The sequence below is a fragment of the Nocardioides sp. Bht2 genome (genome assembly GCF_047308515.1).
Lineage (GTDB): Bacteria > Actinomycetota > Actinomycetes > Propionibacteriales > Nocardioidaceae > Nocardioides.
The window spans coordinates 26,564-50,207 of the sequence record NZ_JBLBWI010000007.1; the positions used below are offsets into that span (position 1 = coordinate 26,564).

25 protein-coding genes and 1 pseudogene are annotated in these 23,644 nt (G+C 68.6%); 7 read left to right on the forward strand and 19 right to left on the reverse strand.

Going from position 1 to position 23,644, the window contains the following annotated elements:
* Positions 1 to 70: 70 nt before the first annotated feature.
* Together ACLM5J_RS11045 and ACLM5J_RS11050 are read left to right on the forward strand one after the other, a co-directional pair.
* Positions 71 to 1,075 (forward strand): phosphatase PAP2 family protein, encoded by a 1,005-nt coding sequence (locus tag ACLM5J_RS11045; RefSeq protein WP_413656463.1) that lies wholly within the window; start codon positions 71 to 73, stop codon positions 1,073 to 1,075.
* A gap of 94 nt (positions 1,076 to 1,169) precedes the next feature.
* A pseudogene (locus ACLM5J_RS11050) lies at positions 1,170 to 1,907 on the forward strand (phosphatase PAP2 family protein); the annotation flags it as partial.
* A 45-nt stretch (positions 1,908 to 1,952) separates the two neighbouring features.
* On the opposite strand, the gene ACLM5J_RS11055 reads toward ACLM5J_RS11050, so the two are convergent.
* The 3 genes from ACLM5J_RS11055 to truA all read right to left on the reverse strand — a co-directional run bounded on the left by ACLM5J_RS11055 (position 1,953) and on the right by truA (position 4,857).
* A complete protein-coding gene (locus ACLM5J_RS11055; protein WP_413656464.1) occupies positions 1,953 to 3,329 on the reverse strand; it encodes an FAD-dependent oxidoreductase in 1,377 nt (458 codons plus the stop codon).
* The gene (locus ACLM5J_RS11060) at positions 3,329 to 3,934 is read right to left on the reverse strand and encodes a class I SAM-dependent methyltransferase (protein ID WP_413656465.1); all 606 of its coding nucleotides are present in this window, start codon (positions 3,932 to 3,934) and stop codon (positions 3,329 to 3,331) included. The genes ACLM5J_RS11055 and ACLM5J_RS11060 overlap by 1 nt, the downstream gene beginning before the upstream one ends.
* Before the next feature lie 95 nt (positions 3,935 to 4,029).
* Positions 4,030 to 4,857, reverse strand: coding sequence for a tRNA pseudouridine(38-40) synthase TruA (gene truA / locus ACLM5J_RS11065; protein ID WP_413656594.1), 828 nt, complete (start codon positions 4,855 to 4,857; stop codon positions 4,030 to 4,032).
* Between the two features lie 51 nt (positions 4,858 to 4,908).
* On the opposite strand from truA, the gene ACLM5J_RS11070 reads away from it, so the two are divergent.
* Together ACLM5J_RS11070 and ACLM5J_RS11075 are read left to right on the forward strand one after the other, a co-directional pair.
* Positions 4,909 to 5,112, forward strand: coding sequence for a hypothetical protein (locus tag ACLM5J_RS11070; protein WP_413656466.1), 204 nt, complete (start codon positions 4,909 to 4,911; stop codon positions 5,110 to 5,112).
* Positions 5,113 to 5,133: 21 nt separating this feature from the next.
* On the forward strand, positions 5,134 to 5,880 hold the full coding sequence (locus ACLM5J_RS11075) for a DUF2786 domain-containing protein (protein ID WP_413656467.1): 747 nt from the start codon (positions 5,134 to 5,136) through the stop codon (positions 5,878 to 5,880).
* A gap of 78 nt (positions 5,881 to 5,958) precedes the next feature.
* Here the strand turns inward: ACLM5J_RS11075 and rplQ are convergent, their stop codons facing one another.
* From rplQ to fdxA, 11 genes are all read right to left on the reverse strand, one after another.
* On the reverse strand, positions 5,959 to 6,471 hold the full coding sequence (gene rplQ / locus ACLM5J_RS11080) for a 50S ribosomal protein L17 (protein ID WP_413656468.1): 513 nt from the start codon (positions 6,469 to 6,471) through the stop codon (positions 5,959 to 5,961).
* 167 nt (positions 6,472 to 6,638) lie between these two features.
* Positions 6,639 to 7,655 carry a DNA-directed RNA polymerase subunit alpha gene (locus ACLM5J_RS11085; RefSeq protein ID WP_413656469.1) on the reverse strand — a complete coding sequence of 339 codons (1,017 nt, stop codon included), beginning with the start codon at positions 7,653 to 7,655 and terminating at the stop codon, positions 6,639 to 6,641.
* 109 nt (positions 7,656 to 7,764) lie between these two features.
* Entirely contained in the window at positions 7,765 to 8,373 is a 609-nt protein-coding gene (gene rpsD, locus ACLM5J_RS11090) for a 30S ribosomal protein S4 (protein WP_413656470.1), read from the reverse strand.
* Positions 8,374 to 8,419: 46 nt separating this feature from the next.
* Positions 8,420 to 8,827, reverse strand: a complete 408-nt coding sequence (rpsK, locus tag ACLM5J_RS11095; protein ID WP_413656471.1) for a 30S ribosomal protein S11 — start codon at positions 8,825 to 8,827, stop codon at positions 8,420 to 8,422.
* Between the two features lie 91 nt (positions 8,828 to 8,918).
* A complete protein-coding gene (rpsM, locus tag ACLM5J_RS11100; RefSeq protein WP_413656472.1) occupies positions 8,919 to 9,290 on the reverse strand; it encodes a 30S ribosomal protein S13 in 372 nt (123 codons plus the stop codon).
* Between the two features lie 220 nt (positions 9,291 to 9,510).
* Positions 9,511 to 9,624: a 50S ribosomal protein L36 gene (rpmJ, locus tag ACLM5J_RS11105; RefSeq protein ID WP_004008316.1), complete on the reverse strand. Its 114-nt coding sequence runs from the start codon at positions 9,622 to 9,624 to the stop codon at positions 9,511 to 9,513.
* 88 nt (positions 9,625 to 9,712) lie between these two features.
* Positions 9,713 to 9,934 (reverse strand): translation initiation factor IF-1, encoded by a 222-nt coding sequence (gene infA / locus ACLM5J_RS11110; RefSeq protein ID WP_011757309.1) that lies wholly within the window; start codon positions 9,932 to 9,934, stop codon positions 9,713 to 9,715.
* Positions 9,935 to 10,186: 252 nt separating this feature from the next.
* Positions 10,187 to 11,272: an LLM class flavin-dependent oxidoreductase gene (locus ACLM5J_RS11115; RefSeq protein ID WP_413656473.1), complete on the reverse strand. Its 1,086-nt coding sequence runs from the start codon at positions 11,270 to 11,272 to the stop codon at positions 10,187 to 10,189.
* A gap of 13 nt (positions 11,273 to 11,285) precedes the next feature.
* Positions 11,286 to 13,676, reverse strand: a complete 2,391-nt coding sequence (locus ACLM5J_RS11120; RefSeq protein WP_413656474.1) for an FHA domain-containing protein — start codon at positions 13,674 to 13,676, stop codon at positions 11,286 to 11,288.
* A gap of 47 nt (positions 13,677 to 13,723) precedes the next feature.
* Positions 13,724 to 14,821 (reverse strand): succinyldiaminopimelate transaminase, encoded by a 1,098-nt coding sequence (gene dapC, locus ACLM5J_RS11125; RefSeq protein ID WP_413656595.1) that lies wholly within the window; start codon positions 14,819 to 14,821, stop codon positions 13,724 to 13,726.
* The gene (gene fdxA, locus ACLM5J_RS11130) at positions 14,818 to 15,144 is read right to left on the reverse strand and encodes a ferredoxin (protein ID WP_413656475.1); all 327 of its coding nucleotides are present in this window, start codon (positions 15,142 to 15,144) and stop codon (positions 14,818 to 14,820) included. The genes dapC and fdxA overlap by 4 nt, the downstream gene beginning before the upstream one ends.
* Before the next feature lie 58 nt (positions 15,145 to 15,202).
* Between fdxA and ACLM5J_RS11135 the strand changes: the two genes are divergently transcribed.
* Complete coding sequence (locus tag ACLM5J_RS11135; RefSeq protein ID WP_413656476.1) at positions 15,203 to 16,180, forward strand: GNAT family N-acetyltransferase; 978 nt, start codon at positions 15,203 to 15,205, stop codon at positions 16,178 to 16,180.
* A 27-nt stretch (positions 16,181 to 16,207) separates the two neighbouring features.
* Here the strand turns inward: ACLM5J_RS11135 and ACLM5J_RS11140 are convergent, their stop codons facing one another.
* From ACLM5J_RS11140 to ACLM5J_RS11155, 4 genes are read right to left on the reverse strand one after another with little or no spacing between them, the layout of a single operon-like run.
* Entirely contained in the window at positions 16,208 to 17,956 is a 1,749-nt protein-coding gene (locus ACLM5J_RS11140) for a VanW family protein (protein ID WP_413656477.1), read from the reverse strand.
* Between the two features lie 47 nt (positions 17,957 to 18,003).
* Positions 18,004 to 18,393 carry a hypothetical protein gene (locus ACLM5J_RS11145; protein ID WP_413656478.1) on the reverse strand — a complete coding sequence of 130 codons (390 nt, stop codon included), beginning with the start codon at positions 18,391 to 18,393 and terminating at the stop codon, positions 18,004 to 18,006.
* Positions 18,390 to 19,298, reverse strand: coding sequence for an N-acetyl-1-D-myo-inositol-2-amino-2-deoxy-alpha-D-glucopyranoside deacetylase (mshB, locus tag ACLM5J_RS11150; protein WP_413656479.1), 909 nt, complete (start codon positions 19,296 to 19,298; stop codon positions 18,390 to 18,392). The genes ACLM5J_RS11145 and mshB overlap by 4 nt, the downstream gene beginning before the upstream one ends.
* Before the next feature lie 45 nt (positions 19,299 to 19,343).
* Positions 19,344 to 19,634, reverse strand: coding sequence for a hypothetical protein (locus ACLM5J_RS11155; protein ID WP_413656480.1), 291 nt, complete (start codon positions 19,632 to 19,634; stop codon positions 19,344 to 19,346).
* A 106-nt stretch (positions 19,635 to 19,740) separates the two neighbouring features.
* Between ACLM5J_RS11155 and ACLM5J_RS11160 the strand changes: the two genes are divergently transcribed.
* Positions 19,741 to 21,708: an FHA domain-containing protein gene (locus ACLM5J_RS11160; protein ID WP_413656481.1), complete on the forward strand. Its 1,968-nt coding sequence runs from the start codon at positions 19,741 to 19,743 to the stop codon at positions 21,706 to 21,708.
* A 7-nt stretch (positions 21,709 to 21,715) separates the two neighbouring features.
* The gene (locus ACLM5J_RS11165; RefSeq protein ID WP_413656482.1) at positions 21,716 to 22,807 is read left to right on the forward strand and encodes a hypothetical protein; all 1,092 of its coding nucleotides are present in this window, start codon (positions 21,716 to 21,718) and stop codon (positions 22,805 to 22,807) included.
* Positions 22,808 to 22,828: 21 nt separating this feature from the next.
* Here ACLM5J_RS11165 and ACLM5J_RS11170 read toward each other — a convergent pair whose 3' ends face one another.
* Positions 22,829 to 23,644 (reverse strand): thioesterase family protein, encoded by an 816-nt coding sequence (locus ACLM5J_RS11170; RefSeq protein ID WP_413656483.1) that lies wholly within the window; start codon positions 23,642 to 23,644, stop codon positions 22,829 to 22,831.

A 23,644-nucleotide genomic window follows, 5' to 3' on the forward strand; every position in this document is an offset into this window, starting at 1 on the left:
TTTTCGCCGCCGCCACACTGGCGGTGGCCGGTGCCACGAGCAGGGAACTCGGTGTCGTACGATGCCCGGCATGCCCAGTGAGTTGGAGAAGGAAGACGATCTCCAGGCCCATATCCGGCACACGGGTGCAACCAGCGTCGTAGGCCGCGTGCTGGCCTTCGGCGTCTTCCTCGCAGCGCTGGCATTCTGGACCTCGAAGTTCGGTATTCCGAGCGATACCGTCCAGATCTTCGTCTGGCTCTGGGGCGCCACGATCGCCTGGAACATCCAGGAACCGGCGCAGCACCACCTGGGATTCCTCCGGGACTGGTGGGCCCCGTTGCTCGCGCTGGTGCTCTACTTCTACGGGCGCGGCCTGGCCGACGAGCTGTATGCCATGCCGGTCGCCTTCACCATGCCGATCGACGTCGACAAGTGGATGTTCGGCGGACACCTCCCCACCCTGTGGCTCCAGGAACAGTGGTGCGGTTCGCCGTGCGACCCGCATAGCGACGCGCGCTGGTACGACCTGGTCTTCACGATGGTCTATTCGACCCACTTCATCTTCGGGCTCACCCTTGCGGTCGTGCTCTGGCTGCGGAACCGGGTGGAGTGGAAGAAGTGGATGCGCCGCTACATCGGCCTCAACTTCGCTGGCCTCGCCGTCTACATCCTGTACCCGATGGCGCCGCCGTGGATGGCCTCACGCGACGGCTACATGGTCGGTGAAGAGGTGGTCCGGCTCACCAGCCGCGGTTGGGGCGACAGCGGTCTCGGCCGCTACCACCTGATCCTGACCGGCGTCGGCAACCCGGTGGCTGCCATGCCGTCGCTGCACGCGGGCACCGCATTCCTGATCGCCTTCTACCTGATGACCCGGTTCAAGAAGACCTGGTCCTGGATCTTCCTGCTCTACCCGATCGTGATGTCGCTGGGCCTCATCTACTACGCCGAGCACTACGTGATCGACACCATCGCCGGTGCCGCCCTCGCGGTCGCCGTGATCGCCGTCTGCGGATGGTGGGAACGCGCGCGGGGCGAGACCGGACACGAGAAACAGCCCGAACCCGTCGCCTCAGGGGTCTCTGAGGGGTAGGTCCGGGTCAGATTGGGGTTGCTGCCCCTGGCCCCGGTTTGGTAGTCCGGGATTGGGTGATGGCAACAATCATTCGGACGAGAGGACAGCGTCGATGACGTCGGCGGACTTCTGGGACGAGGAGGCAACGGCCTCCACCGCCAGCGAGACCCGGCGCCTCCGCCCGGCCACGGCCTCCCCCGCCCGTTCGAGCCGTCTGCTGGCGCTCGGCTCCGAGATCCTGCTCGTCGCGCTCGCGGCGCTCGTCTACTTCGGGGTCCGCCACCTCACCGAGGGCAGTGTCAGTACCGCGGACCGGAACGCCCACTGGATCCTCGACGTCGAGCGCAGCCTGGGCCTGAACCACGAGGCGGCGTTCCAGGAGCTCGTTCTCAACGACACCTTCTTGCAGAAGCTGGCGAACTGGGTCTACATCTTCGGTCACTGGCCTGTGATCATCACCGTCCTGTTGTGGCTCGCGATCCGGCGTCCGGAGCGCTATCCGCTCTACCGGAACGCGTTGCTGCTCTCGGGACTGGTCGGGATGTTCATCTTCGCCGGCTTCCCGGTCACGCCGCCGCGTCTGCTCGACATCGGTCTGATCGACACGGTCTCGGAACAGACCTCGGCCTACCGGGTGCTGCAGCCGCCGTCCCTCGTCAACCAGTACGCGGCGATGCCCAGCTTCCATGTCGGGTGGGACCTGTTGATGGGACTCGCCCTCTTCGTGGAAGGGCGCCGGCTCTGGATGCGGGTGCTGGGTGTGCTGCTGCCGTTCGCGATGGCGTTCAGCGTCGTCACCACCGCCAACCACTATCTGCTGGACCCGATCGTCGGCATCTCGATCGTGCTCGCGGCCTACCTCTTCTGTGCCTGGCGGATGCGTCGCTCCGAGGCGTCAGCCGAGGCGCTCGGCCAGGCGGCGCGACGCCAGCGAGACGATCTCCCAGGCCGTGGCGAACGGTGGCGCGTAGGCGAGATCGGCCCAGGCCAGGTCCAGCGCGGTGAGCTCGGTCCACAGCGCCATCGCGACGACGTCGATCCGCTTGGCAGCGCCTCGTCCACCGACAATCTGGCCCCCGACTAGCCGCCCGGTCCGGCGGTCCCCGATCAGGCTGATGGTGATCGGGACCGCATCGGGGTGGTACCCGCTGGCGGTGGTGCCCTGGGTGACCACCTCGATGGCGTCGAAACCGGCGCTCACCGCCTGCGCCAGGTTGAGGCCGGTGGCCGCTGCCTCCAGATAGCCGCCTGGTGCCGCGAATCGGGTGATCGCCGTGCCCAGCGCGCCGGGGAAGGTCAGCTCTCCGCCGCCGAGGTTCTCCCCGATCGCCCGACCCATCTTGTTGGCGTGGGTGCCCAACGGCAGGAAGCTCCAGGAGTCGGTCAGCCGATGGCGCACCTCGCAGCAGTCGCCGCCGGCCCAGACGCCGGGGATCACCCGACCGGACGGATCGGGGCGCAGAGCTCCGCGCGCGGAGAGTGGGATACCGCTGCCGGTGAGGAACTCCGTCGCCGGGGTGGCGCCGAGGGCGACGACCAGGTGGTCGGCGTCGATCCGGTTCGCACCGGCGCAGACGGCGATCAGTCTGCCCTGCGCGTCGTGCTCGACGCCGTCGACGGCGGAGCCGAGCACGACCTCGACCCCGGCCGCCTTGAGCGTGTCGGCCAGTTGCGCGCTCAGCGCAGGTTCCAACATGCTGAGCAGGCGCGAGCGCGCCACCAGGGTCACCTGATGCCCGCGGGCCAACGCTGCTTCGGCCATCTCGATGCCGACGTATCCACCGCCGGCGATGACCACCCGCCGCAGAGAGCCAGCCCCGAGCTGGTCGAGCCAGAAGGAGCCGTCGTCGAGGGTTTTGACGACGCCGAGGCCCGGCTTCAGCGCACCGTCGGCGCGTGCCCACTCCGGGGTGACCGGTCGGGCGCCCGTGGCGATCACCAGTTCGTCGTAGTCGAGGCTCTGCTCGCTCCCCGCGGAGCGATAGCGGACGGTGCGTGCGGTGGTGTCCACGCGGACGACCTCGGCGCCGGTGCGCAGGTCGAGGCCCATCGCCCGGTGTTGGTCCGGGGTACGGGCGACGAGCTCGTCCTGGGTGCCGACCTCACCGCTGATCCAGTACGGGAGGCCGCAGGCGGAGTAGCTGGTGTGCACGGTCGCCTCGAGAACGGTGACGGCGACGCTGCGGCCGTGGCTGGCGGCCGAACGGACCGCCTGGTGAGCAGCGCTCATGCCGGCCGCGTCGCCACCGATCACCACGATCCTGGTCGTCATCAGGCAGCCCGGCTCTCGAGCACGCGGAAGCCCTTGGCGCTGGCGATCCGGGTGGTCGGAAAGCCCTGCTCGGTCAGCCACTTCTGGAGCGAGTCCGCGCCGAGGTTCTTGCCGACGACCATGACCGCCCGGCCACCGGGCGCGAGTCGAGGCAACCAGGTGAGCAACAGCTCGTGCAACGCCGCCTTGCCGATCCGGATCGGCGGGTTGGACCAGATCTCGTCGAACCGGAGTTCGGGGTCGACCTGGTCGGGCAGCAGCGCGGCGAACCGATCGGTGACGCCGAGTTCCTTCGCGTTCTCGGTGGCGAGGAGCAGCGCCCGCTCGTTGACGTCGACCGCGGTGACCCGGACCGCCGGCGAGGCGAGTGCCGCAGCCAGCCCGATCACGCCCCAGCCACAGCCGAGGTCCAGCAGGTGGCCCTCTGTCGGGGCCGGCGTCTCCCGGAAGAGCACCGCAGTACCGTGGTCGAGGTGTCCGCGCGAGAACACGCCCGCCCCACTCACTGCGGGGAACTGCTGCTCCCACGCCTCGACCGTCAACGACTCCCGCTTGAAGGGGACGCTCGGGTCAGCGCTGAAGTAGTGCTCCTGCTCGCTCGTCATAGGCACCATGGTGCCAAGCCTGGGACGGCACCTGAGCCACCACCCCGCCCAGGTGCTCCGGGTGCCGGGCCTCGGCACCTACCAGCAGACCGGGATCAGTCGAGTTCGCGCTTGTTCCGGGCCCGCTCGGCCTGCGCGGCAAGCTCCGCAGGTGCCGGGTAACCGACCTCTTCGAGGGTCAGCCCGTGCGCGGCGACCACCGCCACGGCGGGGTCGCGGCGCGCCGCGCGCAGCACATCCACCGCCCACTCCGTGTCGCGGCGCCCCTCCCCTACGGCGACCAGACAGCCGACCAGGGCCCGCACCATGTTGTGGCAGAAGGCGTCGGCACGGACGGTGCCGACCAGGAGCCCGTCGGCGTCGCGATCCCAGTGCAGGTCGAGCAAGGTGCGCACGGTGGTCGCGCCCTCACGCTTCTTGCAGAAGGAGGCGAAGTCCTGGAGCCCGATCAGGGGGCGAGAGGCCGCGTTCATCGCCTCAGCGTCGAGCGCGCGGGGCCAGTCGAGCACATGCCCACGGCGCAGCGGGTCGAGGAGCTCGACAGAGTCGGCGATCCGATAGGCGTAGCGACGCCAGATCGCGCTGAACCGGGCGTCGAAGCCCTCAGGGGCCACACTCACCTGGCGGACCCGGAGGTCGGCGGGCAGCACCCCGTTGAGCCGCCGGGCGACTGCGGCGAGATCGTGCTCCGAACGGCGGGTCCGCGACGCAGCTGCGACGACGCCGTCCTCGAGGTCGATGTGCGCGACCTGGCCGCGGGCGTGGACACCGGCGTCGGTGCGGCCGGCACAGACCACGGAGGCCGCCGGCAGCCGGAGCACCGTACTGAGGGCCGCTTCGAGCTCCCCCTGGACCGTGCGCAGCACGGGTTGCCGAGCCCAGCCCTTGAACTCGGTACCGTCATACGCCAGGTCGATCCGCATCCGCACGCCTGCGATCCTGTCACGGCGTAGCGCGGGCGCTACCCTCAGGTCATGGCAGCAGATGTGAATCCGAATCCCTACCGGCTCTTCATCTTCCTCGGTCTCGCCGACATCGTGATCGGTCTCGGAATCCTGGCCTTCGGCTTCACCGAGGACCTCGGCGGCCTGCTGATCGCCGGAGTCCTGCTGACCACCCTCGGGATCGCGATGTCGGCCTGGGCCAGCCTGCAGAGTCGGACCTCTCAGCGACGCTGAGCCTCCTACTCGAGGAGGACCATGAACGAGCATCCGATGCTGGCCAAGATCCGCAAGCTCTTGGCCAAGGCGGAGAACGACGCCGCCACCCCCGAAGAGGCCGAGGCCTATACCGCCAAAGCCGCCGAGCTGATCGCCGCGTACGGCATCGACCAGACTCTCCTTGCCGCGGACAGCGGCGCTCCGCTGGTGGTCGGCGACCGGGTGATCGGCCTGGAGGCGCCCTACGCACGGGACAAGGCGGACCTGCTGGCCACCGTCGCGGCGCACTACGGATGTCAAGCGGTGCAGGTCGCCAAACGAGAGCCCGGCACCACCTCATGGTCGCTGCACCTCTTCGGTCAACAGTCCGACCTGGAGCGCACCGAGCTCCTCTTCACCAGCCTGCTTCTCCAGGCAGCCACCTGGATGGTGCGGGCGCCGGTCCCCCGCGGCGAACATCAGGCTGCGTTCCGGCGCTCGTGGCTGGCCGGGTTCCGCGGGGCCGTCGGAGAACGGCTCGCCTACGCGGAGGCCCGGGCTCAGGCCGATGCCTCCGCGCAGCGTCCTGACGACCGGCCGGGCACGGCGTTGGTCCTCGCAGATCGGGCGGCAGTGGCCAAGCGGGCGATGCAGGAGGCCTATCCCCGGCTCCGCAGCGCGCGAGCCCGCCAGCTCTCCGGTTCCGGTGCCGCCGACGGCTGGGACGCCGGACAGCGCGCCGACCTGGGTGGTCGACGGATGGCAGCACCGCACCGCCGTCGGCTCGGTTGGCGTCGACGCTCCTGACCGCCGGGGCGACTGGCGCAGAGAGCAGAGAAGCCCGCCACCTTGCGGTGACGGGCTTCCCCAGAGAGATCAGAACGCTCAGGCGTCCTTCTTCTCCTCGTCGTTCTCCTCGGCGGCTTCCTCAGCGGGAGCCTCCTCGGTGACCTCAGCCTCGACCTCAGCGGTCTCCTCGGCGACGACCTCGGCGGGCTCCTCGGCAACCGGAGCGGCCTTGGCGCGCACCTTGGGCTCGAAGGCCTCGGTGACGAGCTCGATCACAGCCATGGGGGCGTTGTCGCCCTTGCGCGGACCGATCTTGGTGATCCGGGTGTAACCGCCCGGACGCTCCGAGAAGGAGGGAGCGATCTCGGTGAAGAGCAGGTGGACGACACCCTTGTCGCGGATGGTCTTGAGGACCTCGCGACGGTTGTGCAGGTCACCCTTCTTCGCCTTGGTGATCAGCTTCTCCGCCACCGGGCGAAGGCGACGAGCCTTGGCCTCGGTGGTGGTGATCCGGCCGTGCTCGAACAGCTGGGTAGCCATGTTCGAGAGGATCAGGCGCTGGTGAGCCGGGCTACCGCCGAAGCGGGCACCCTTGGTGGGAGTAGGCATGGTTCTCTCTCAATTCTCCCCGGCCGTATCAGGTACCGGAGTAGATGTAGCTGGTTGTTGCTGAGGCGTTCCGAGCGCGTGGATCGCAAGGCGGCGGAGGGAAGGCGGCCCGTACTTGGCCGTCGACCGACAACAACGCAGCGAGGCGCGTGCTCGGGATGTCTCAGTTAGTACTGCTCGTCCTCGACGAAGGTATCGTCGTCGTCGTCGCCGTAGGCGGCAAGCGCAGCTGCAGCGTCGAAGCCGGGTGCGCTGTCCTTGAGGGACAGACCCATCTCGACCAGCTTGCCCTTGACCTCGTCGATCGACTTCGAACCGAAGTTGCGGATGTCGAGCAGGTCCTGCTCCGAGCGGGAGATGAGCTCACCCACGGTGTGGATGCCCTCGCGCTTGAGGCAGTTGTACGAACGGACGGTGAGCTGCAGGTCCTCGACCGGGAGGGCGAGGTCGGCAGCCAACTGCTCGTCGACCGGCGACGGGCCGATGTCGATGCCCTCGGCCTCGACGTTCAGCTCGCGAGCCAGACCGAAGAGCTCGACCAGGGTCTTACCGGCCGACGCGACGGCGTCGCGGGGACGGATCGACGGCTTGGTCTCGACATCGATGACCAGCTTGTCGAAGTCGGTGCGCTGCTCAACACGGGTGGCCTCGACCTTGTAGGTCACCTTCAGCACGGGGCTGTAGATCGAGTCGACCGGCATCCGGCCGATCTCGTTGTCGCCACCCTTGTTCTGCACCGAGCTGACGTAGCCACGGCCACGCTCGACGACGAGCTCCATCTCGAGCTTGCCCTTGTCGGACAGGGTCGCGATCTTCAGGTCGGGGTTGTGCACCTCGACACCCGCCGGGGGCGCGATGTCCGCGGCGGTGACGTCACCGGGGCCCTGCTTACGCAGGTACATGGTGACCGGCTCGTCATGCTCCGAGGAGACGACGAGGCCCTTGAGGTTCAAGATCACCTCGGTGATGTCTTCCTTGACGCCCTCGACAGTCGAGAACTCGTGGAGGACGCTGTCCACCTTGATGCTGGTCACAGCTGCGCCCGGGATCGAGCTGAGCAGGGTGCGACGCAGCGAGTTGCCAAGCGTATAGCCGAAGCCGGGCTCCAGCGGCTCGATCACGAACCGCGAGCGGAACTCGCCAATGGACTCTTCCGACAGAGTCGGGCGCTGAGCGATAAGCACTGATGTTGTCCTTCCCGGGCCCACCCACCATTTGATGGGCCCGAACTACCGGTGATCGATGGGAAGAGGTGCCACCTCCCCGCCGGGAGGCGAGGAGGTGGACTTGAGATTACTTCTTCGAGTAGAACTCGACGATGAGTTGTTCCTGAACCGGCACGTCGATCTGCGCGCGGACCGGCAGCTGGTGCACCAGGATCCGCATCCGGGTCGGGAGCGCCTCGAGCCAGGCGGGAACGACGCGCTCGCCGTGGGTCTCGCGAGCCACGATGAACGGGGTCATCTCCAGCGACTTCTCGCGGACGTCGATGACGTCGTGAGCGGTCACCTGGAACGAGGGGATGTCAACCTTCTTGCCGTTGACCTTGAAGTGGCCGTGAACGACGAGCTGACGGGCGTGACGACGCGTGCGGGCGAAGCCTGCGCGGTACACCACGTTGTCGAGGCGGCACTCCAGCAGCTGGAGCAGGTTGTCACCGGTCTTGCCGGTACGACGGGAAGCCTCAACGTAGTAGTTGTGGAACTGCTTCTCCATCACGCCGTAGGAGAAACGAGCCTTCTGCTTCTCCTGCAGCTGCGAGCGGTACTCGCTCTCCTTGATGCGGGCGCGGCCGTGCTGGCCGGGCGGGTACGGACGACGCTCGAAAGCCTGGTCGCCACCAACGAGGTCGATACCGAGACGGCGCGACTTCCTGGTCATGGGGCCGGTGTAACGGGCCATGGTTCAGTTGCTCCTTAGTAGAAAAAGATCGGTGGTGTCGCAGAACTCAAACGCGGCGGCGCTTGGGCGGACGGCATCCGTTGTGCGGGGTCGGGGTCACGTCCTGGATGGTGCCGACCTCAAGGCCGATAGCACCCAAGGAACGGATGGCGGTCTCGCGACCGGAACCCGGACCCTTCACGAACACGTCGATCTTCTTCATGCCGTGGTCCATGGCACGACGGCCAGCGGCCTCGGCTGCCATCTGCGCGGCGTACGGCGTGGACTTGCGCGAGCCCTTGAAGCCGACGGTGCCGGCAGAGGCCCACGAGATCACCGCACCAGTGGGGTCGGTGATGGTGACGATGGTGTTGTTGAACGTGCTCTTGATGTGGGCTTCGCCCTGAGCGATGTTCTTCTTCTCCTTGCGACGAATCTTGGTCTTCGCCGCAGCCTGTCGGCTCTTGGGAGGCATAAACTAACTCCTGGATTTGCTGGTCAGTGAGGTCGAGTCGGAAGACGACTGATCGAACCTGATGAGGCGCGAGGCCTGCGTCAGGCAGCGATCACTTCTTCTTCTTGCCGGCGACGGTGCGCTTCGGGCCCTTGCGGGTGCGCGCGTTGGTCTTGGTGCGCTGTCCGCGGACCGGAAGGCCCATGCGGTGACGGCGACCCTGGTAGCTGCCGATCTCAATCTTGCGGCGGATGTCGGCCTGGACCTCGCGACGGAGGTCACCCTCGGTCTTGAAGTTGGCGTCGATCTCGTCGCGGAGCTTGACCAGCTCCTCGTCGGTCAGGGTGTGAACGCGAGCGTTCGGGTCCACGCCGGTCGCAGCCAGGATCTGCTGCGAACGGGTGCGGCCAATGCCGAAAATGTAGGTGAGTGCGATCTCGATCCGCTTGTCGCGGGGGAGGTCTACACCAACAAGGCGTGCCATGATTGGCGGTTTCCCTTCGTACACGGTGGTGTGGTCGTGATGCTTCCGTCGTTGCCACCGAAGTGGATTCTCAACTCGGCTCCGGCCATCCGTTCCGGAGGTGATTCAGCCTGTATGACCAGGCCTAGCATTCACGTTGATTACTGGGTTCTTCAGTTGTTGCCACCGGCCGAGGCCGGCATTCGCGCTCCAGGCCGGGGCCTGAACGGATGAGCTGTGCTCAGCCCTGGCGCTGCTTGTGACGCGGGTTCTCGCAGATCACCATGACGCGGCCGTGGCGACGGATCACCTTGCACTTGTCGCAGATCGGCTTGACACTCGGGTTGACCTTCACTGGGAGGGCCCTTTCTTGTTGTTCTCGGCTTGTCGGCACGCAGGAGAGGTGCCTGTGTCTCTCCCCTGGGCCAGGCCCAGGGAACCGATCACTTGTACCGGTAGACGATGCGCCCGCGGGTGAGATCGTACGGCGAGAGCTCCACCACGACCCGGTCCTCGGGGAGGATGCGGATGTAGTGCTGGCGCATCTTGCCGCTGATGTGCGCGAGAACCTTGTGGCCGTTGCTCAACTCCACTCGGAACATCGCGTTGGGGAGGGCCTCCACAACGGTGCCCTCGATCTCGATCACGCCTTCTTTCTTCGGCATGTCCTCCGCAATCCACTCATTGGTTACCGATTCCTGCAACCGAACGGAGATCCGTTCGGCCGGCCCGGGAACCTCCCGATGATGGCACCGGGTGGACCTCGTGAACCGCTGCATGACCTCGACCAGGAACAGCAGGAAAGGCACCGCGAACGGTGTCGATCACAGCCACTCCCGGCAGCCGCGAGGCACCACGAAGCAGACCCACGTTGGGCCGACTAGCCAGTCTAGTCAGAAGGCCGGATGAATCCCTAATCAGCGCCGGTCGAGCGCAGCGGCCAACAGCTCGAGCGTCTGCTCGCGAGCAGGGGCCCGATCGGCCGGATCCGTGGCCGTCGCGCCGGCCACCGGATGGATCATCACTTCGTCCACAGCATACGTCTGGGCCAGCGCCCGGATCTGATCGGCCGCCGACTGCGGGTCCCCGATCACCCAGCGGGCACGCATCGCCTCAAGCAGCCCCTGGTGCGACTCGGCGATGACGACCTCGGCAGCCGACTCGACCAACCGCTGCGGCAGCAACGGCTGCCCGGTACGCAGGGCGAGCATCGCCAGGAGCTGCGGCAGCGCTAGCTCCTGAGCACGCTGGTAGCTCTCGGCCACCACCACGTTGACCGTCAGGAAGGTGCGCGGCTCGGCCAACTCCGCACTCGGCACGAAGCTGCTGCGGTAGAGCTCCAACGCCTCGGCGGTGCCTGAGCCGGAGAAGTGGTGGGCGAAAACGTAGGGCAGGCCGCGGGAAGCAGCGAGCCGCGCCGAATAGTCCGAGGAGCCCAGCAGCCAGACCGGGGCCTGACTACGCGGAGCCGGGGTGGCCCGCAGCTCGTGGGTTCGGCCGCCGACCGAGAGTCCGGCACCGGACGGCGACATCAGGGTCACGATGTTGTCGACGTACTCGGCGAAACGGGCGACCGCATCGTCCCCGTTGGCTCCGGAACGCAGCGCCCAGCTGGTCACCGGGTCGGTACCCGGAGCGCGGCCGATGCCGAGATCGATCCGGCCGGGGAAGGCCGCCTCCAACAGGGCGAACTGCTCCGCCACCACCAGCGGTGCATGGTTGGGCAGCATCACTCCCCCGGAGCCGACCCGGATCCGTCCGGTGGCCGCGGCCAGGATCCCGATCAGGACCGGCGGATTGGTCGCCGCGACGGCGGGCATGTTGTGGTGCTCGGCGACCCAATAACGGTGGTAGCCGAGGCGGTCGGCGGCGCGGGCCAGCTCACGCGACGCGGCGACGGCGTCAGCGGAGCTCTGGTTCTCCCGAACCGGGGCGAGGTCGAGTACGGACAACGAGAGCGGTGACGTCACATCTGTGCCCAACCCCGCCTCGACGCTGGTCATTCCCCGATCCGGACTACCGGCGCGCGACCGCGCTGCGCCGGACCAGCCACCAGGCCAGCAGACCGGTGGCAGCGGTCAGGATCCACAGCACCGTCAGGTTCAGGAACCACTGCGCTGCGGTCGCGCTGTACAGCGCGTCGAGCTGCTCATCGCCCGAGCGGCGCTCTAGTGCCTGCTCCTTGGCCCGGTCCAGGTCGACCGATGCCGCCGCCGCAGCGAAGCCCCACCGCGCCGGCGCCAACCAGGCCAATTGCTCCAGCACCGCACGGCCGGCGACCGGAACCAGGGCACCGCAGAGCACCAGCTGGACCATCACCAACCCGACCAGGGCGGGCATGGTCTGCTCCGACGACGTCACCAGGGCCGAGACGGCGAGCCCGAGCACCGCCATCGCGAAGCAGACGCCGCCCATCGCGAGAGCGACCTCGAACGAGCCGAGGCCGAGCACTCCGCCGTCGTCCGGTCCCGGTAGACCGGCGGTCGCCAACCAGGTGACGGCCAACCCCTGCCCGAAGCAGGCGGTTCCGAGCACCAGAATCTTGGAGAGCAGGTAGATCCCTGGCGAGAGGCCGACGGCGTACTCCCGTTGGAAGATCGGGCGCTCCTTGACCAGTTCCCTGATCGTCACCGCGGTCCCCATCAGCGCGGCCGCGACGATCAGGATCGTCAACCGCTGCAGGGCTTCGCGATGCGAGAGCATCCCGTTCTCCTTGGCGGTGCTCAACATCGATAGGCCGGCATCGCCCTGGACCACTCGGCTCAGGGCGCCCAAGGCCAGTGGCATCAGCACAAGCATCGCCAACAGCATCTTGTCGGCGACGGTGACCGCGAGGTTGCGGCGGACCAGCGTCGTCAGCTGGCGCCCCATCGACTGGACCGGCGGCTGGGCGAGCGGAGCGTTGAGGGCCGGGAGACGCCCCGTCTCCTGGGACGGCGGCGGTGGGATCCGCTGCCACAGGTCCGGCTCGTCGAGCAGATCGAAGACCTCCGGATAGTCGCGGCAGCCGAAGTGTTCGAGCACCCCGGCCGGTGGCCCGAAGTAGGCGCGACGACCGCCCGGCGCGAGGACCAGCACGTTGTCGCAGACGTCGAGCGCCAACACCGAGTGGGTCACCACCATCACCACCCGGCCCTCGTCGGCCAGACCGCGCAGCAGGTGCATCACGTCTCGGTCCAGCCCCGGGTCGAGCCCGGAGGTCGGCTCGTCGAGGAAGAGCAGCGGTGGTGCGGTGAGGAGTTCGGTGGCGATCGAGACGCGCTTCTTCTGTCCGCCCGAGAGCTGCGTGCCGATCCGGTTGTCGACCTGACGCTGCAGCTGCATCTGGCCGACGACCCGCTCGACACGCTGGGCGCGCTCGGTCGCCGTCGTGTCCGGCGGGAGGCGGAGCATGGCGGCGTAGCTGAGGCCCTGACGCACCGTGAGCTGCGGATGCTGGATGTCCTGCTGCGGGACCAGACCGATCTGGAAGCGCAACTGCTCGTAGTGGGTGTAGAGGTCACTCCCCTGCCACAGCACCTGGCCGTAGGTGGCCGGGTTGGAGCCGGTCAGGGCACCGAGCAGTGTCGACTTCCCGGCACCCGAAGGGCCGATCACCGCCGTCAGCGACGACGGGGCGAGTTCGAACGACATGCCGTCGAGCAGCCGTCGCCCGCCCTTGACGACGGTGGTCAGGTTGTCGGCGTACAGGGTGAGGTCGGTGCGACCGGCCCGCGCGGCCAGGTTGTCGCCGGTCCAGGTGAACGCCTGGTTCCCCACCGTGACCTCGGCGCCGGGACGCAACGGTGCCGGCGCGGTGAGCCGTTGGCCGTTCACATAGGTGCCGTTGAAGCTGCCCAGATCGCGGAGCACCGGCGTCGGGCCGAGAGTGATCGTGGCGTGCTGACGCGAGACCAGCGGATCGTCGATCACCACGTCGCAGGAACGGGAACGGCCGATGGTCAGCAGCCGGTCGGCCGGCTGGTTGGGCGGCAGCACCGTGTGGCCGTCGCGGAAGTGACCTGGCGGCACCATCGGCAGCCGGTCGCCGCTCGGCGCCGGGGCTGCGATCGGCGGAGCCAGCGGTGCCGGCGCAGGGCTGACCGAGGCCGCGGTCGGCAGGGCCTGCGCGGTGACCACGACGCCGTCGACGCCGCCGATCACCACCGGCAGCACCTCGCCCACGGTTAACCGTTGGTGCTGAACCCGCCGTCCACCGATCCAGGTTCCGTTGGTCGAACCGAGGTCGACCAGGTACCAGTGCTCCCCCACCCGACGGAACTCGGCGTGCCGCCGGGAGACGTCCGGGTGGGTGAGCGTGATGGCCAGACCGCGCTCGCGCCCCAACACCAGGCTCGATTCGGTGAAGTCGCGACTCTCACCGAGAACGGTGAGACGGAGCGCAGCATTCGATGCGGCAGAGCTCATGGGCGCGGCTGACTCCTCCCGGAACGACCTACTGGGCGTGCCCCACCCTAGGCGAGGCGAGCCACCGCCGCGTCGATCCGCTCGTCGGTTGCCGTGAAGGCAACCCGGACGTGCTGATTGCCCGTCGCACCATAGAAGGCACCCGGTGCCACCAGGATTCCGCGGTCGGCCAGCCAGGAGACAGTCTCCCAGCAGTCCTCGCCACGGGTCGCCCACAGGTAGAGCGAGGCCTCGGAGTTGTCCACGCTGAAGCCCGCACCCAGCAACGCCTGCTTGAGCTTGGCGCGCCGCGCGGCGTACCGGGCGTGCTGCTCGGCGACGTGCTCGTCGTCGTTCAGTGCGGTGATCATCGCGACCTGCTGCGGACCGGGCATCTGCAGACCGAGGTTCTTGCGAACCGCGAGCAGTTCACCGACCACCTTCGGGTCACCGGCGACGAAGGCGCAGCGGTAACCGGCCAGGTTGGACCGCTTCGACAGCGAGTGCACCGTGAGGATGCCTTCGTGCGAGTCACCGCAGACGTCGGGATGGAGCACCGAGATCGGCCGCGGCTCCTCCCAGGAGCACTCCAGATAGCACTCGTCGGAGACCAACAACGTGCCGCGCTCACGGCACCACTCGACCACCTTGCGCAGGTGCTCGACGCCGAGCACCTTGCCGGTCGGATTCGACGGCGAGTTGATCCACATCAGGGCCGGCTTCTCGGGGCCGATCGCGGTCAGCGAGTCGGTCGCCAGGTGCCGGGCACCGACCAGCGCCGCTCCCACCTCGTAGGTCGGGTAGGCGAGCGCCGGGTAGACGATGAGGTCACCTGCACCGATACCCAGATGCAAGGCCAGGCTGGCGATCAGTTCCTTGGAGCCGATCAATGGCAGCACGCCGTCGAGGCCGAGGCCTTCGACGCCGAACCGCCGGCTCAACCAGTCGATCACCGCTTGGCGCGACTCCTGCAGACCGATCGTCGTCGGGTAGCCAGGGTCGTTGGTGGCGGCCGCCAGCGCGTCCTGGATCAGCTGCGGGGTCGGATCGACCGGGGTTCCGACGGAGAGATCAACGATCCCGTCGGCGTGGGCCCGAGCCCGGGCTCCGAACTCCGTGAGGTGATCCCAGGGGAAGTCCGGAAGCCGGGACGATACCGAGCTCAGTGGTCTTGGTTCTGCGGCTCGAGACCAGCCACGAACGCAGCGTCGTGGTCGATCTCGCCCATCTTGGCGGCACCACCGGGGGCACCGAGGTCGTCGAAGAACGAGACGTTGGCGTCGAAGTACGCCTTCCACTCCTCCGGGGTGTCGTCCTCGTAGAAGATCGCTTCGACCGGGCAGACCGGCTCACACGCACCGCAGTCGACGCACTCGTCGGGGTGGATGTAGAGCATCCGCTTGCCCTCATAGATGCAGTCAACCGGACACTCGTCGACGCAAGCGCGGTCCTTGACGTCGACACACGGCTGGGCGATGACGTAGGTCACCTGGTCCTCCTGAAAGGCATACGGGGCAAAGAAGTGAGATCAGCCTAGTATCCCCGCTATGGATTCGGGCAGCGACCTCCAGAATATGAGCGACCAAAATTCCCAGCACCGACTGGGCGAACACGTCGTCGGCACCCGGATCGTCGTGCGACGGCGGATCCCCGGGGTGACCGGCCCCACCGGTGGCCCGGCGTTCACCGACGTGCTCGGCACCTGTCTGCGCTGGTCGGACGGCGAATGCGTGGTCGAGCGGGAGAACGGCGAGCAGGTCGTCGTCGCGATCGCCGAGATCGTCTCCGGCAAATCCGTTCCGCCGCGTGCACCGGTGCGGCATCGGGTCAGCGCCCGGCAGGCCGAGGAGCACAGCCTGGTGCTGTGGCCCCAGGTGGAGACCAGCCCGCTCGGCGATTGGGTGTTGCGCACCGATCCGAAGCCCGTCGGTCGGTTGCTGAAGCGCGCCAACTCCTGCCTCGCCATCGGCGACCCCGGCCGGCCCGATTCAGCGGCGGTCGCGGCCGTCGTCGACTTCTACCGGGACCGTGACCGCGAGCCCCTGGCACAGGTGGTCCGCGACACCGCCGCCGAAGCCGCCTTCACCGCGGCCGGCTGGGAGCCAGTCGCCGGCGGCGACGCGGTCTTCCAGCTGGGTGCCGTCTCCCGCGCTCTGCGCGCGCTACGCAGCGTCGCGCCGCTCTCCTTCGAACAGCTCGTGGACCGTCCGCAGACGCAGATCGGGCTCCAGGACGACGGCGTCCGCGTGGCTCTGGAACTCCGCGTCGCGGGCCGCCTCGTCGCGGAGGCGCGCGGCGGCCTCTCCGGCGACTGGTTCGGCCTGCACGCGATTCTGGTCGACCCCGAGCTGCGTCGTCGCGGGCTCGCCCGTCGCATGGTCGCCGAGCTGCTCGACTGGGGTGCTGAGCGTGGCGCGACCACCTGCTGGCTGCATGTCGAGGCCGACAACCATGCCGCCCTCGCGCTCTACGAGTCGCTGGGCCTGAAGACCCACCACGAGTTGCGCTACCTCAGCCCGAACTGAGGGCGGTGGGTCTGGGCGGAGAACCGCTCAGTCGTCCTTCTTCTCGTCCTGCTTCTTCTTCTCGCCGGGCGGCGGTCCACAGACCACGCGGTCGTTGGCGATGTAGGCGGTGTGGAACTTCTCGGTCTTCTCCACGGTCTTGGAACCGGGCTTGTGGAAGTAGCGCCACACATCGATGTCGAAGCCGCTGGCCGGAGCGTTGTTCGGCTCGCAGCCGGCGCCTTGCAGGTAGCGGACTCCGGGCGCCCGGTAGTTGTAGCGCGCGCCGGTCTTGGTGGTGATGTCCCAGACCTTGGTGCCGTACATCGAGACGGTGACCACGCCGTTCGAGGAGTACCCCGGGGTGACCTTGGCGGAGATCAGGATTCCGTGGTCGGTGTTGTTCTTGAACTTCAGGTCGACCGCACCCCACGCAACGGTGGCCTCACGACCGACCGGATACCGGTCGAAGTAGAGCGAGTGAGCCTTGTGCTCGACATCCTCGAGGCCGGCGAAGAAGGCCGCGTTGAAGGTGGTCGTCGCCATCTGTGAGACCCCGCCACCCAGGTCCTGCTTGAGGACGCCGTCGGCGATCATGTAGCCCGAGGTGAAGCCGTTCGCCGCGGTCCGCTCGCCGACGGTGTCGTTGAGGGAGAAGGTCTCTCCCGGCTTCAGCACGGTGCCGTCGATCAACTCGGCCGCACGGCCGATGTTGACGTTGCGGTAGTTGGCCGGCGGGTAGTAGGTGGTGAAGCTGGAGACCTTCTCCTTGATCCCCAGGGCCTTCGCGTCCGCCGTGGTGAACTCGGCGTCCCGCACCGTGGCCTTGACCTCGGCCTTCCGCTCTCCGCTGGGCTTGACGACCAGGTCCAGGAAGGCGGAGCTGATGTCTTCCGGGGTGAAGTCGACGCCAGGACGCGAAGGCACCACGCGAGGCTTGCCCTTCACCAGCTTGACGGTCGCGTCGACCGGAGCAGCGTCGTCGTCCACGAACTTGGCGCGGACGACCTTCTCCAGCCGGGTCTCGTCGAGCTCGGGCTTCAGTTCACCGTTCTCGGCGACCATGCTCAGTGCGGCGCTGTAGTCAGCCGGGGTGAGCTTGATCGGGGTCTTGTCGAACAGCAGGGTGACGGCAGCGCTGACAGCCGGGTTCGCGAACTCGTCGAGTGCCTTCTGCACGTCGTCGCCGTCGATCTCGGGCTGCACGGTGACGAGGTCCAACTCGGCGGTGCTGCCGGTGAGCAACGCTTCAGTAAGCTCACTACGGGCCTGGTCGCGGTCGACACCGCGGCCCTGCTCGGCGTCGCCGGTGACCAGACGTCCGCGCTTGAAGGCGATGGTGCCGTCGACCGGCGCGGTGCCGTAGCCGGTGTCCAGGCCGTCGAGGAACGTGTCGAGCGCGGACTCGTCAACCGTCGTGACGGCGTCGATGTCGTCTCCGCCGGTGTAGTAGTTCCACAGGCGGCTGGGCGACCAACTGCGGCCACCGCCCGCCTCGGAGACACTTGCCGGAGCGTCGACGTTGATGCCGAGATCCGCGGTCTTCACCTGGGCGGGCTTGCCGTCCACGGTGATCTTGACCTGCTGACGGCTGCCGAGGTCAGCCTCGATCTTGGCGATGGCGGCATCGTGTTCGAGCCCACCGATGTCGACGCCGGCCACACTGGTTCCGCGCGGAACCTTGGCTCCGGCAGCTGCGTAGGCGCCGACATAACCCGCTGCCCCGAGCGCGAGCACGCCCACGACGGTGAAGGCAACGACCTTCCCGCCTTTGGACTCTTTGTTGGACTCTGTCACCCGGACATCTTAGTGAGAGCCCACCAAAGCGCCGCTTCGGCGTTTCATCAGGCGTCGGCACTGGGGGTCGCCGACGGAGCTGGAGCCCGGCGTCCCGGCACCGGTGCGGTGACCACTGCAGTGACCATCAGGCCGAGACCACCTGTGAGGAAGAGGTAGCCGCGGAGATCGGCGCTGATCGCCCACGAACCGGCGGCCGTGCCCTGGATCACGACCAGGATCATCGCCACCCAGCCGAGCACGAAGCCGAAGCGGAGCCAGCCGGCCGGCAGCGCGAGGGTGGTCGCGGCCGGAGCCGCCAGGCCGAGGACGAACCAGGCCCAGTTCGCGTCGTGCACAGCGACCGAGGCGATGGCGGTAGCCGCACCGATCGGCGCCAGTAGGGCCGCGAGCCCGATCCGGACCGGGGTCGCGGCCAACGCTGCGGAAAGGTTCACAGCCCCGCGAAGAGGTCGGTCTCGAATCCGTCCGGACCGAGCGGGCCCTGCGCACCCTTCGCCAGGCGATAGAACTCGACGCCCATCGCCTCGGCGCCGACGTTGTTGGAGAGCGCGAAGAACGGCCCGTCGGTGGTGATCTGGGTCTTGTGGGCGGCCAGCGCAGCCATCTTCTGGTCCACGTACGCGGAGCCGTCGACGGCGGCCGACAACGCCTCGTCGCTGGATACGAAGTGCGGGAGCGGGCCGTCCGGGTCCATGCCCTCGAAGGTGGCGGTGTCACCGGAGTCGCGGAGTCGGCGCAGGCCCTCGCGCATCCGCGACTCCGACATCGCACCCCAGTAGACCTTCGCGATGTCCCAGGCCTCGCCCAGGTCGGTCCGGAAGGACGGCACCGCGGCCAGCGCGGCGGCGTAGGTGGCCACCCGGTGGGCCTGGATGTGGTCGGGGTGGCCGTAGCCGCCGAACTCGTCGTAGGTGACCATCACCTGGGGACGGACCTCACGGATCACCGCGACCAGGTGGGTGGCCGCCTCGGTCAGGTCGGCCCTCCAGAAGGCGTTGTCGTGGATGTCGTCGGCCGCGATCGCGTGGCCATCGGCATGCCACTGCATGCCGGAGTCGCGGTAGGTGCCGAAGCCACCGAGGAAGCGGTGGTCGGTGACCCCGAGGACCGCCATCGCGTCGGCGAGCTCGCCCTTGCGGTGCTCGCCGAGCGCGTCGTCACGGTCGGCGGCGAGGTGCTCGAGCTCCGGAACCAGGATCTCCCCCATCTCGCCTGCGGTGCAGGTGACCAGGGTGACCCCGCGCCCCTCCTTGACGTATTTGGCCATGGTCGCGCCCTGGCCGATCGACTCGTCGTCAGGGTGGGCGTGGATCAGGAGCAGGCGCTGGTCAGCGGTCATGAGGGGAAGCCTACGACCGGGGACCGACAACAGCGCCGGGCACCGTCAATTGCCGGCGTCGGGCCGCTTGATCCGGCGCGGCGCATCGGGCAGGGCCAGCGGCGGCAGCTTGGGGATCACGCTCTCGACGACCTCCTCCTCCAACCAACCGTCGTGCTGGTCGATCAGCACCTCGAAGGTGAAGGCCGGAGCATCGGTCAGCACCGCCCACGGGTGGTCCTCGTCGTCGTCCTCACCGGCCAACCGCTCCCGGACCACCTCGGCCGACCACCCGCCGGCGGCCAACGCGCGGGCCACGGCCTGCGCGTCATCCTCATCGAAGAAGATGCCTCTCATCTCACCCGTCCCTCTCGCTGCTGAGCCTGACCAGCCTCCCACGCCGGCCGCGACGGATAGGATCCGGATTCGAAGGCACCGGTCGCCGACGACGTTGGGGAGCAAGATGAGCAGTATCCGTGTCCAAGCCGAAGGTCGTACCTACACCTTCGACGGCTCGCGACCGATCCGTCTCGGGCGGGACCCTCGGGCCGACGTCGTCCTCACCGGCGCCACGGTCTCTCGCCAGCATGCCGAACTCCAGCCGACCCGCGACGGGTGGCAGGTCGTCGACTCCGGCAGCACCCACGGCGTGTGGCTGAACGGACAACGGCTTCAGCAGGCCGCGCTGAGCGGCACCCAGACCCTCTTCTTCGGACAGAGCGGCGAGGCGACCCCGGTCCAGGTCACCGTCGAGCCGATCGGCGCACGCCCGACGGCACCGCCCCCGGCGTCCGCGCTCACCCAGGAACTCGCGATGACGGTCGTGCCGGGCCGGGCCAGCAGCCCGGGCACCATGGCCCCGGCACTGCTCGTCCGCAGCCGCGACCTCGACCGCCGGTTCGCCCCGTTGGCGCCGGTCAGGATCGGCCGGGAGCCGGGCCTGGAGGTCGTCGCCGACGACCCCGTCGTCTCCCGGCAACACGCGCTCCTCGAGCCGCGGCCGGACGGCTGGTGGCTCCACGACCGTTCCACCACGGGCACCTTCCTGGACGGCGAACGGGTCCGCAGCCAGCGTCTCGACAAGCCGACCACGGTCCTACTCGGCCACCCCACCGCGGGGTACGAGTTGGAGATCGTGCCGATGGTCGCCGCCGAGATCGCCTCGCGGGCGATCGCCGGGCGTAAGCGCCGCCGCACGTTGAGCATCGTCGGCGCGGTTCTCGGCGCTCTCCTGCTGATCGGCGGCGGTATCACCGCGGGCATCATGCTGAGCAACAACGACGACGACGGCGGCAGCGACCGGTTGACGGCGGCCGAACTGGACCGGGCGAAGGCCGCCAGCGTGCTGCTGATCGCGATGGACGAGAACGACCGGCCGATGCACTCCGGCTCCGGCTCGGTGATCAGCTCCGACGGCCTGATCCTGACCAACGCGCACGTCGGCAAGCCCAGTGCTCCCGGCCAGGGTGCCAGTGAGTTCGGCGACCCCGCCTACCTGTTGGTCGCGCTCACCCAGACCGCCGACGACAAGCCGGCCGAGCCGACCTACCGTGCCGAACCGATCGTCGCTGACGGCTACCTGGACCTCGCCGTCCTCAAGATCAACGCCGACGCCGAGGGCAACGACGTCGACAACAACAACCTGTCGCTCCCCGCTCCCCTGCCGGTCGGCTCCAGCCAGGAGTTGCGGACCGGCGACGAGATCACCGCATTGGGCTATCCCGGTATCGGCAACCCCAGCGCTGGCGCGGAGCGTCCGCTCACGGTGACCCGCGGCATCGTCTCCACCTTCCAGGCCGACCCCGTGATCGGGACCGAGCGAGGCTTCATCGACTCCGACCTCCGGCTGGGTTCGGGCAACTCGGGTGGTGCCTCGATCAACTCCGACGGCGAACTGATCGGGATCAACACCGCCGTGATCACCGCGGTCTCCCAGGACGTCGGCGCGATCACCCAGGGCTCGGCGCTGATCCGACCGATCGACCTGGCCAACGACGTCATGAAGATCGCCAAGACCGGCGGCGACCCGGACTACGTCTCCCCCTTCGCCGACCGGGCGCCCGCCGCTCCGGACGCACCGAAGGAGGCGTCGGTGACCGCGGCGGGCTGGAGCACCACCGGCACGTCGGGTTGTACCGGGACCAGCAGCCTGCGCGAGCCGCAGTCGATGTCGGTCACGCCCGGCACCACCGTGCACGCCGAGTTCGCCGTCGAAGGCCTGCCTGACGGCCTGCCGATCGGGGTCACCTTCGTCGCACCGGACGGCGTCACCGTGCTCGGCCAGGTCCAGGACACCTGGAAGGGCGGCACCGAACGCCAGTGCGTCTCGCTCCCCTTCACCGCCGAGGAAGGGCAGTCCGGCGTGAACGCGGTCTTCGTGGTGGGCACCGAGGGCGAGACCGCCGCCGAGAACCCGCTGCTGTTCCAGTGAGCCGACGATGGTGAGTTGGCCGGAGCGGGACCCGAGCTTCGTCCGGCTGCGCCGGGACCGGGACCCGTCCGGGGCCGAGGCACTGGCCGCCCGCACGCCGCGGGTCGGTCTGCGCGGGGTGCTCGCCGACCTCAACCGGACGGCACGCCGGGTCCGCTTCCCCGGGCTGCTGGGGCGTGCCGTCGACAGCGCCTACGCCTGGGACGCCGTCGACACCGCCGATCCGCGCTGGTGGCCCCAAGGCATCACCACCTCCGCGGACGCGGCGGATACCGACCTCGCGTCGCGGCGGATCGTGTTGACCTCGTGGTACTCGAAGAAGATCGCCGAGGTCACCCACGGTTCCCGGATCAGCGTGCTCGACCTGGAGACCTTGCGGTACCGGCACGTGCTGCTGGTGGCACCGAGTTACCGCGACGGCGTCCTGACGCTGAATCCCCTCCGCGTGCACGCCGGAGGCATCGCCTGGTGCGGCGACTACCTGCATGTCGCGGCCACCGGGCGCGGCTTCGCGACCTGCCACCTCGACGACATCGTCCGGATCCCCGACCACCTCGGCGCTGGCGACCAGAACCGGATCGAGGCGACTGAGCAGCAGGTGGCGGGGTTCGGTCACCGCTACCTGTTGCCGGTCCGCGAGTGGCATCGCGGCGAGACCGTCGGCGAGGGCGAGAAGCTGCGGTACTCGTTCCTCTCCACGGCCCACGGTGTCGACGGCCCGTCGTTGATCGCCGGTGAGTACGGCCGTGGCACCCAGAGCACCCGGGTCGCCAGATACGCCCTCGAACCGGGCTCCTGGGAGCTGCGCACCGATGCCGAGCAGAACGCCCATCCTGTCGCCCTGCACGATCTGGGGATCCAACGGATGCAGGGCGTCACGATCACCGACGACGACTGGTACGTGACCACCTCCAACGGCCCGCTGTGGCCAGGAACCGTCCACGCGGGCCGGGCCGGCGCGCTCCGGGCCCGGCACCTGGTCACTCCGATCGGCCCCGAAGACGTCGTCCACTGGCCCGAGCACGATGAACTCTGGTCGGTGACCGAACACCCCTACCGGCGCTGGGTCTTCTCGATGCGGCGCGACTGGTTCAGCTGAACCTGCCGCGCCGAACCGACGTCAGCGAGGCAGCCGGGCGAGCTGGCGGCTCTGCGCGACCAGGCGCCCGGTGGAGTCCCAGAGCTCGCAGTCCTCTTCGAACATGCCGCCGGCCACGTTGCGGGTCGCGTGCCGGATCGCCAACCAGCCCGGGGCCGGCACGGCGCGGATGTGGGCGCTGAGCTCCAGCGTCGGGGCCCAGCCGGGAATGCCGAGGTCGAAGGTCACCGGCGGGAGCGCATCGAGCATCCAGAGCAGGGAGAGCGCGTCCGGCTCCCGGCCGTCCGGCAACCTGATCCAGCCCTGGATCACGCCTTCACCACTCGGCGCACCGACCGCCCAGCCCGCGTAGGCCGGATCGAGGCGGAGGTCCGATCGGTCCATCATCGTGGCCACCTTCCGCATCTCCGCAGGCGCCAACCGGGTGGAGAGACACTCCTCCACGCTGGGCAACTGAGGCGGCTGCGCGGTGGTCCGGACTCCGCTGGGCAGTGCGGCGAGGTCGCCGTAGCTCGCTAGCGCGGTGATCCGCGGCGCACCGTCCTGGGTCAGGTCGACGGCAACGTTGGCGCTGGTCCCGCCGCGCCGGATGATCCTGGTCTCGATCTCCGCCTTCCCAGCGGTGCCGGCCGAGAGGAAGTAGGCGGAGAAGGCGATCGGGTCAGGCAGCTCGGGGACCGTCTCCCGCAGCGCGCGCGCCGCCGTCGCCATCAGGTAGCCGCCGTTGAGGGCGGGCCCGACTCCCCACCCGCCGTCAAGGTCGGCCACGAACCGGGCACCGGTATCCGTGCGGTCGGTCTCGGTCACCGCGGTCGCGCGGTCAAACTCGAACGTCAT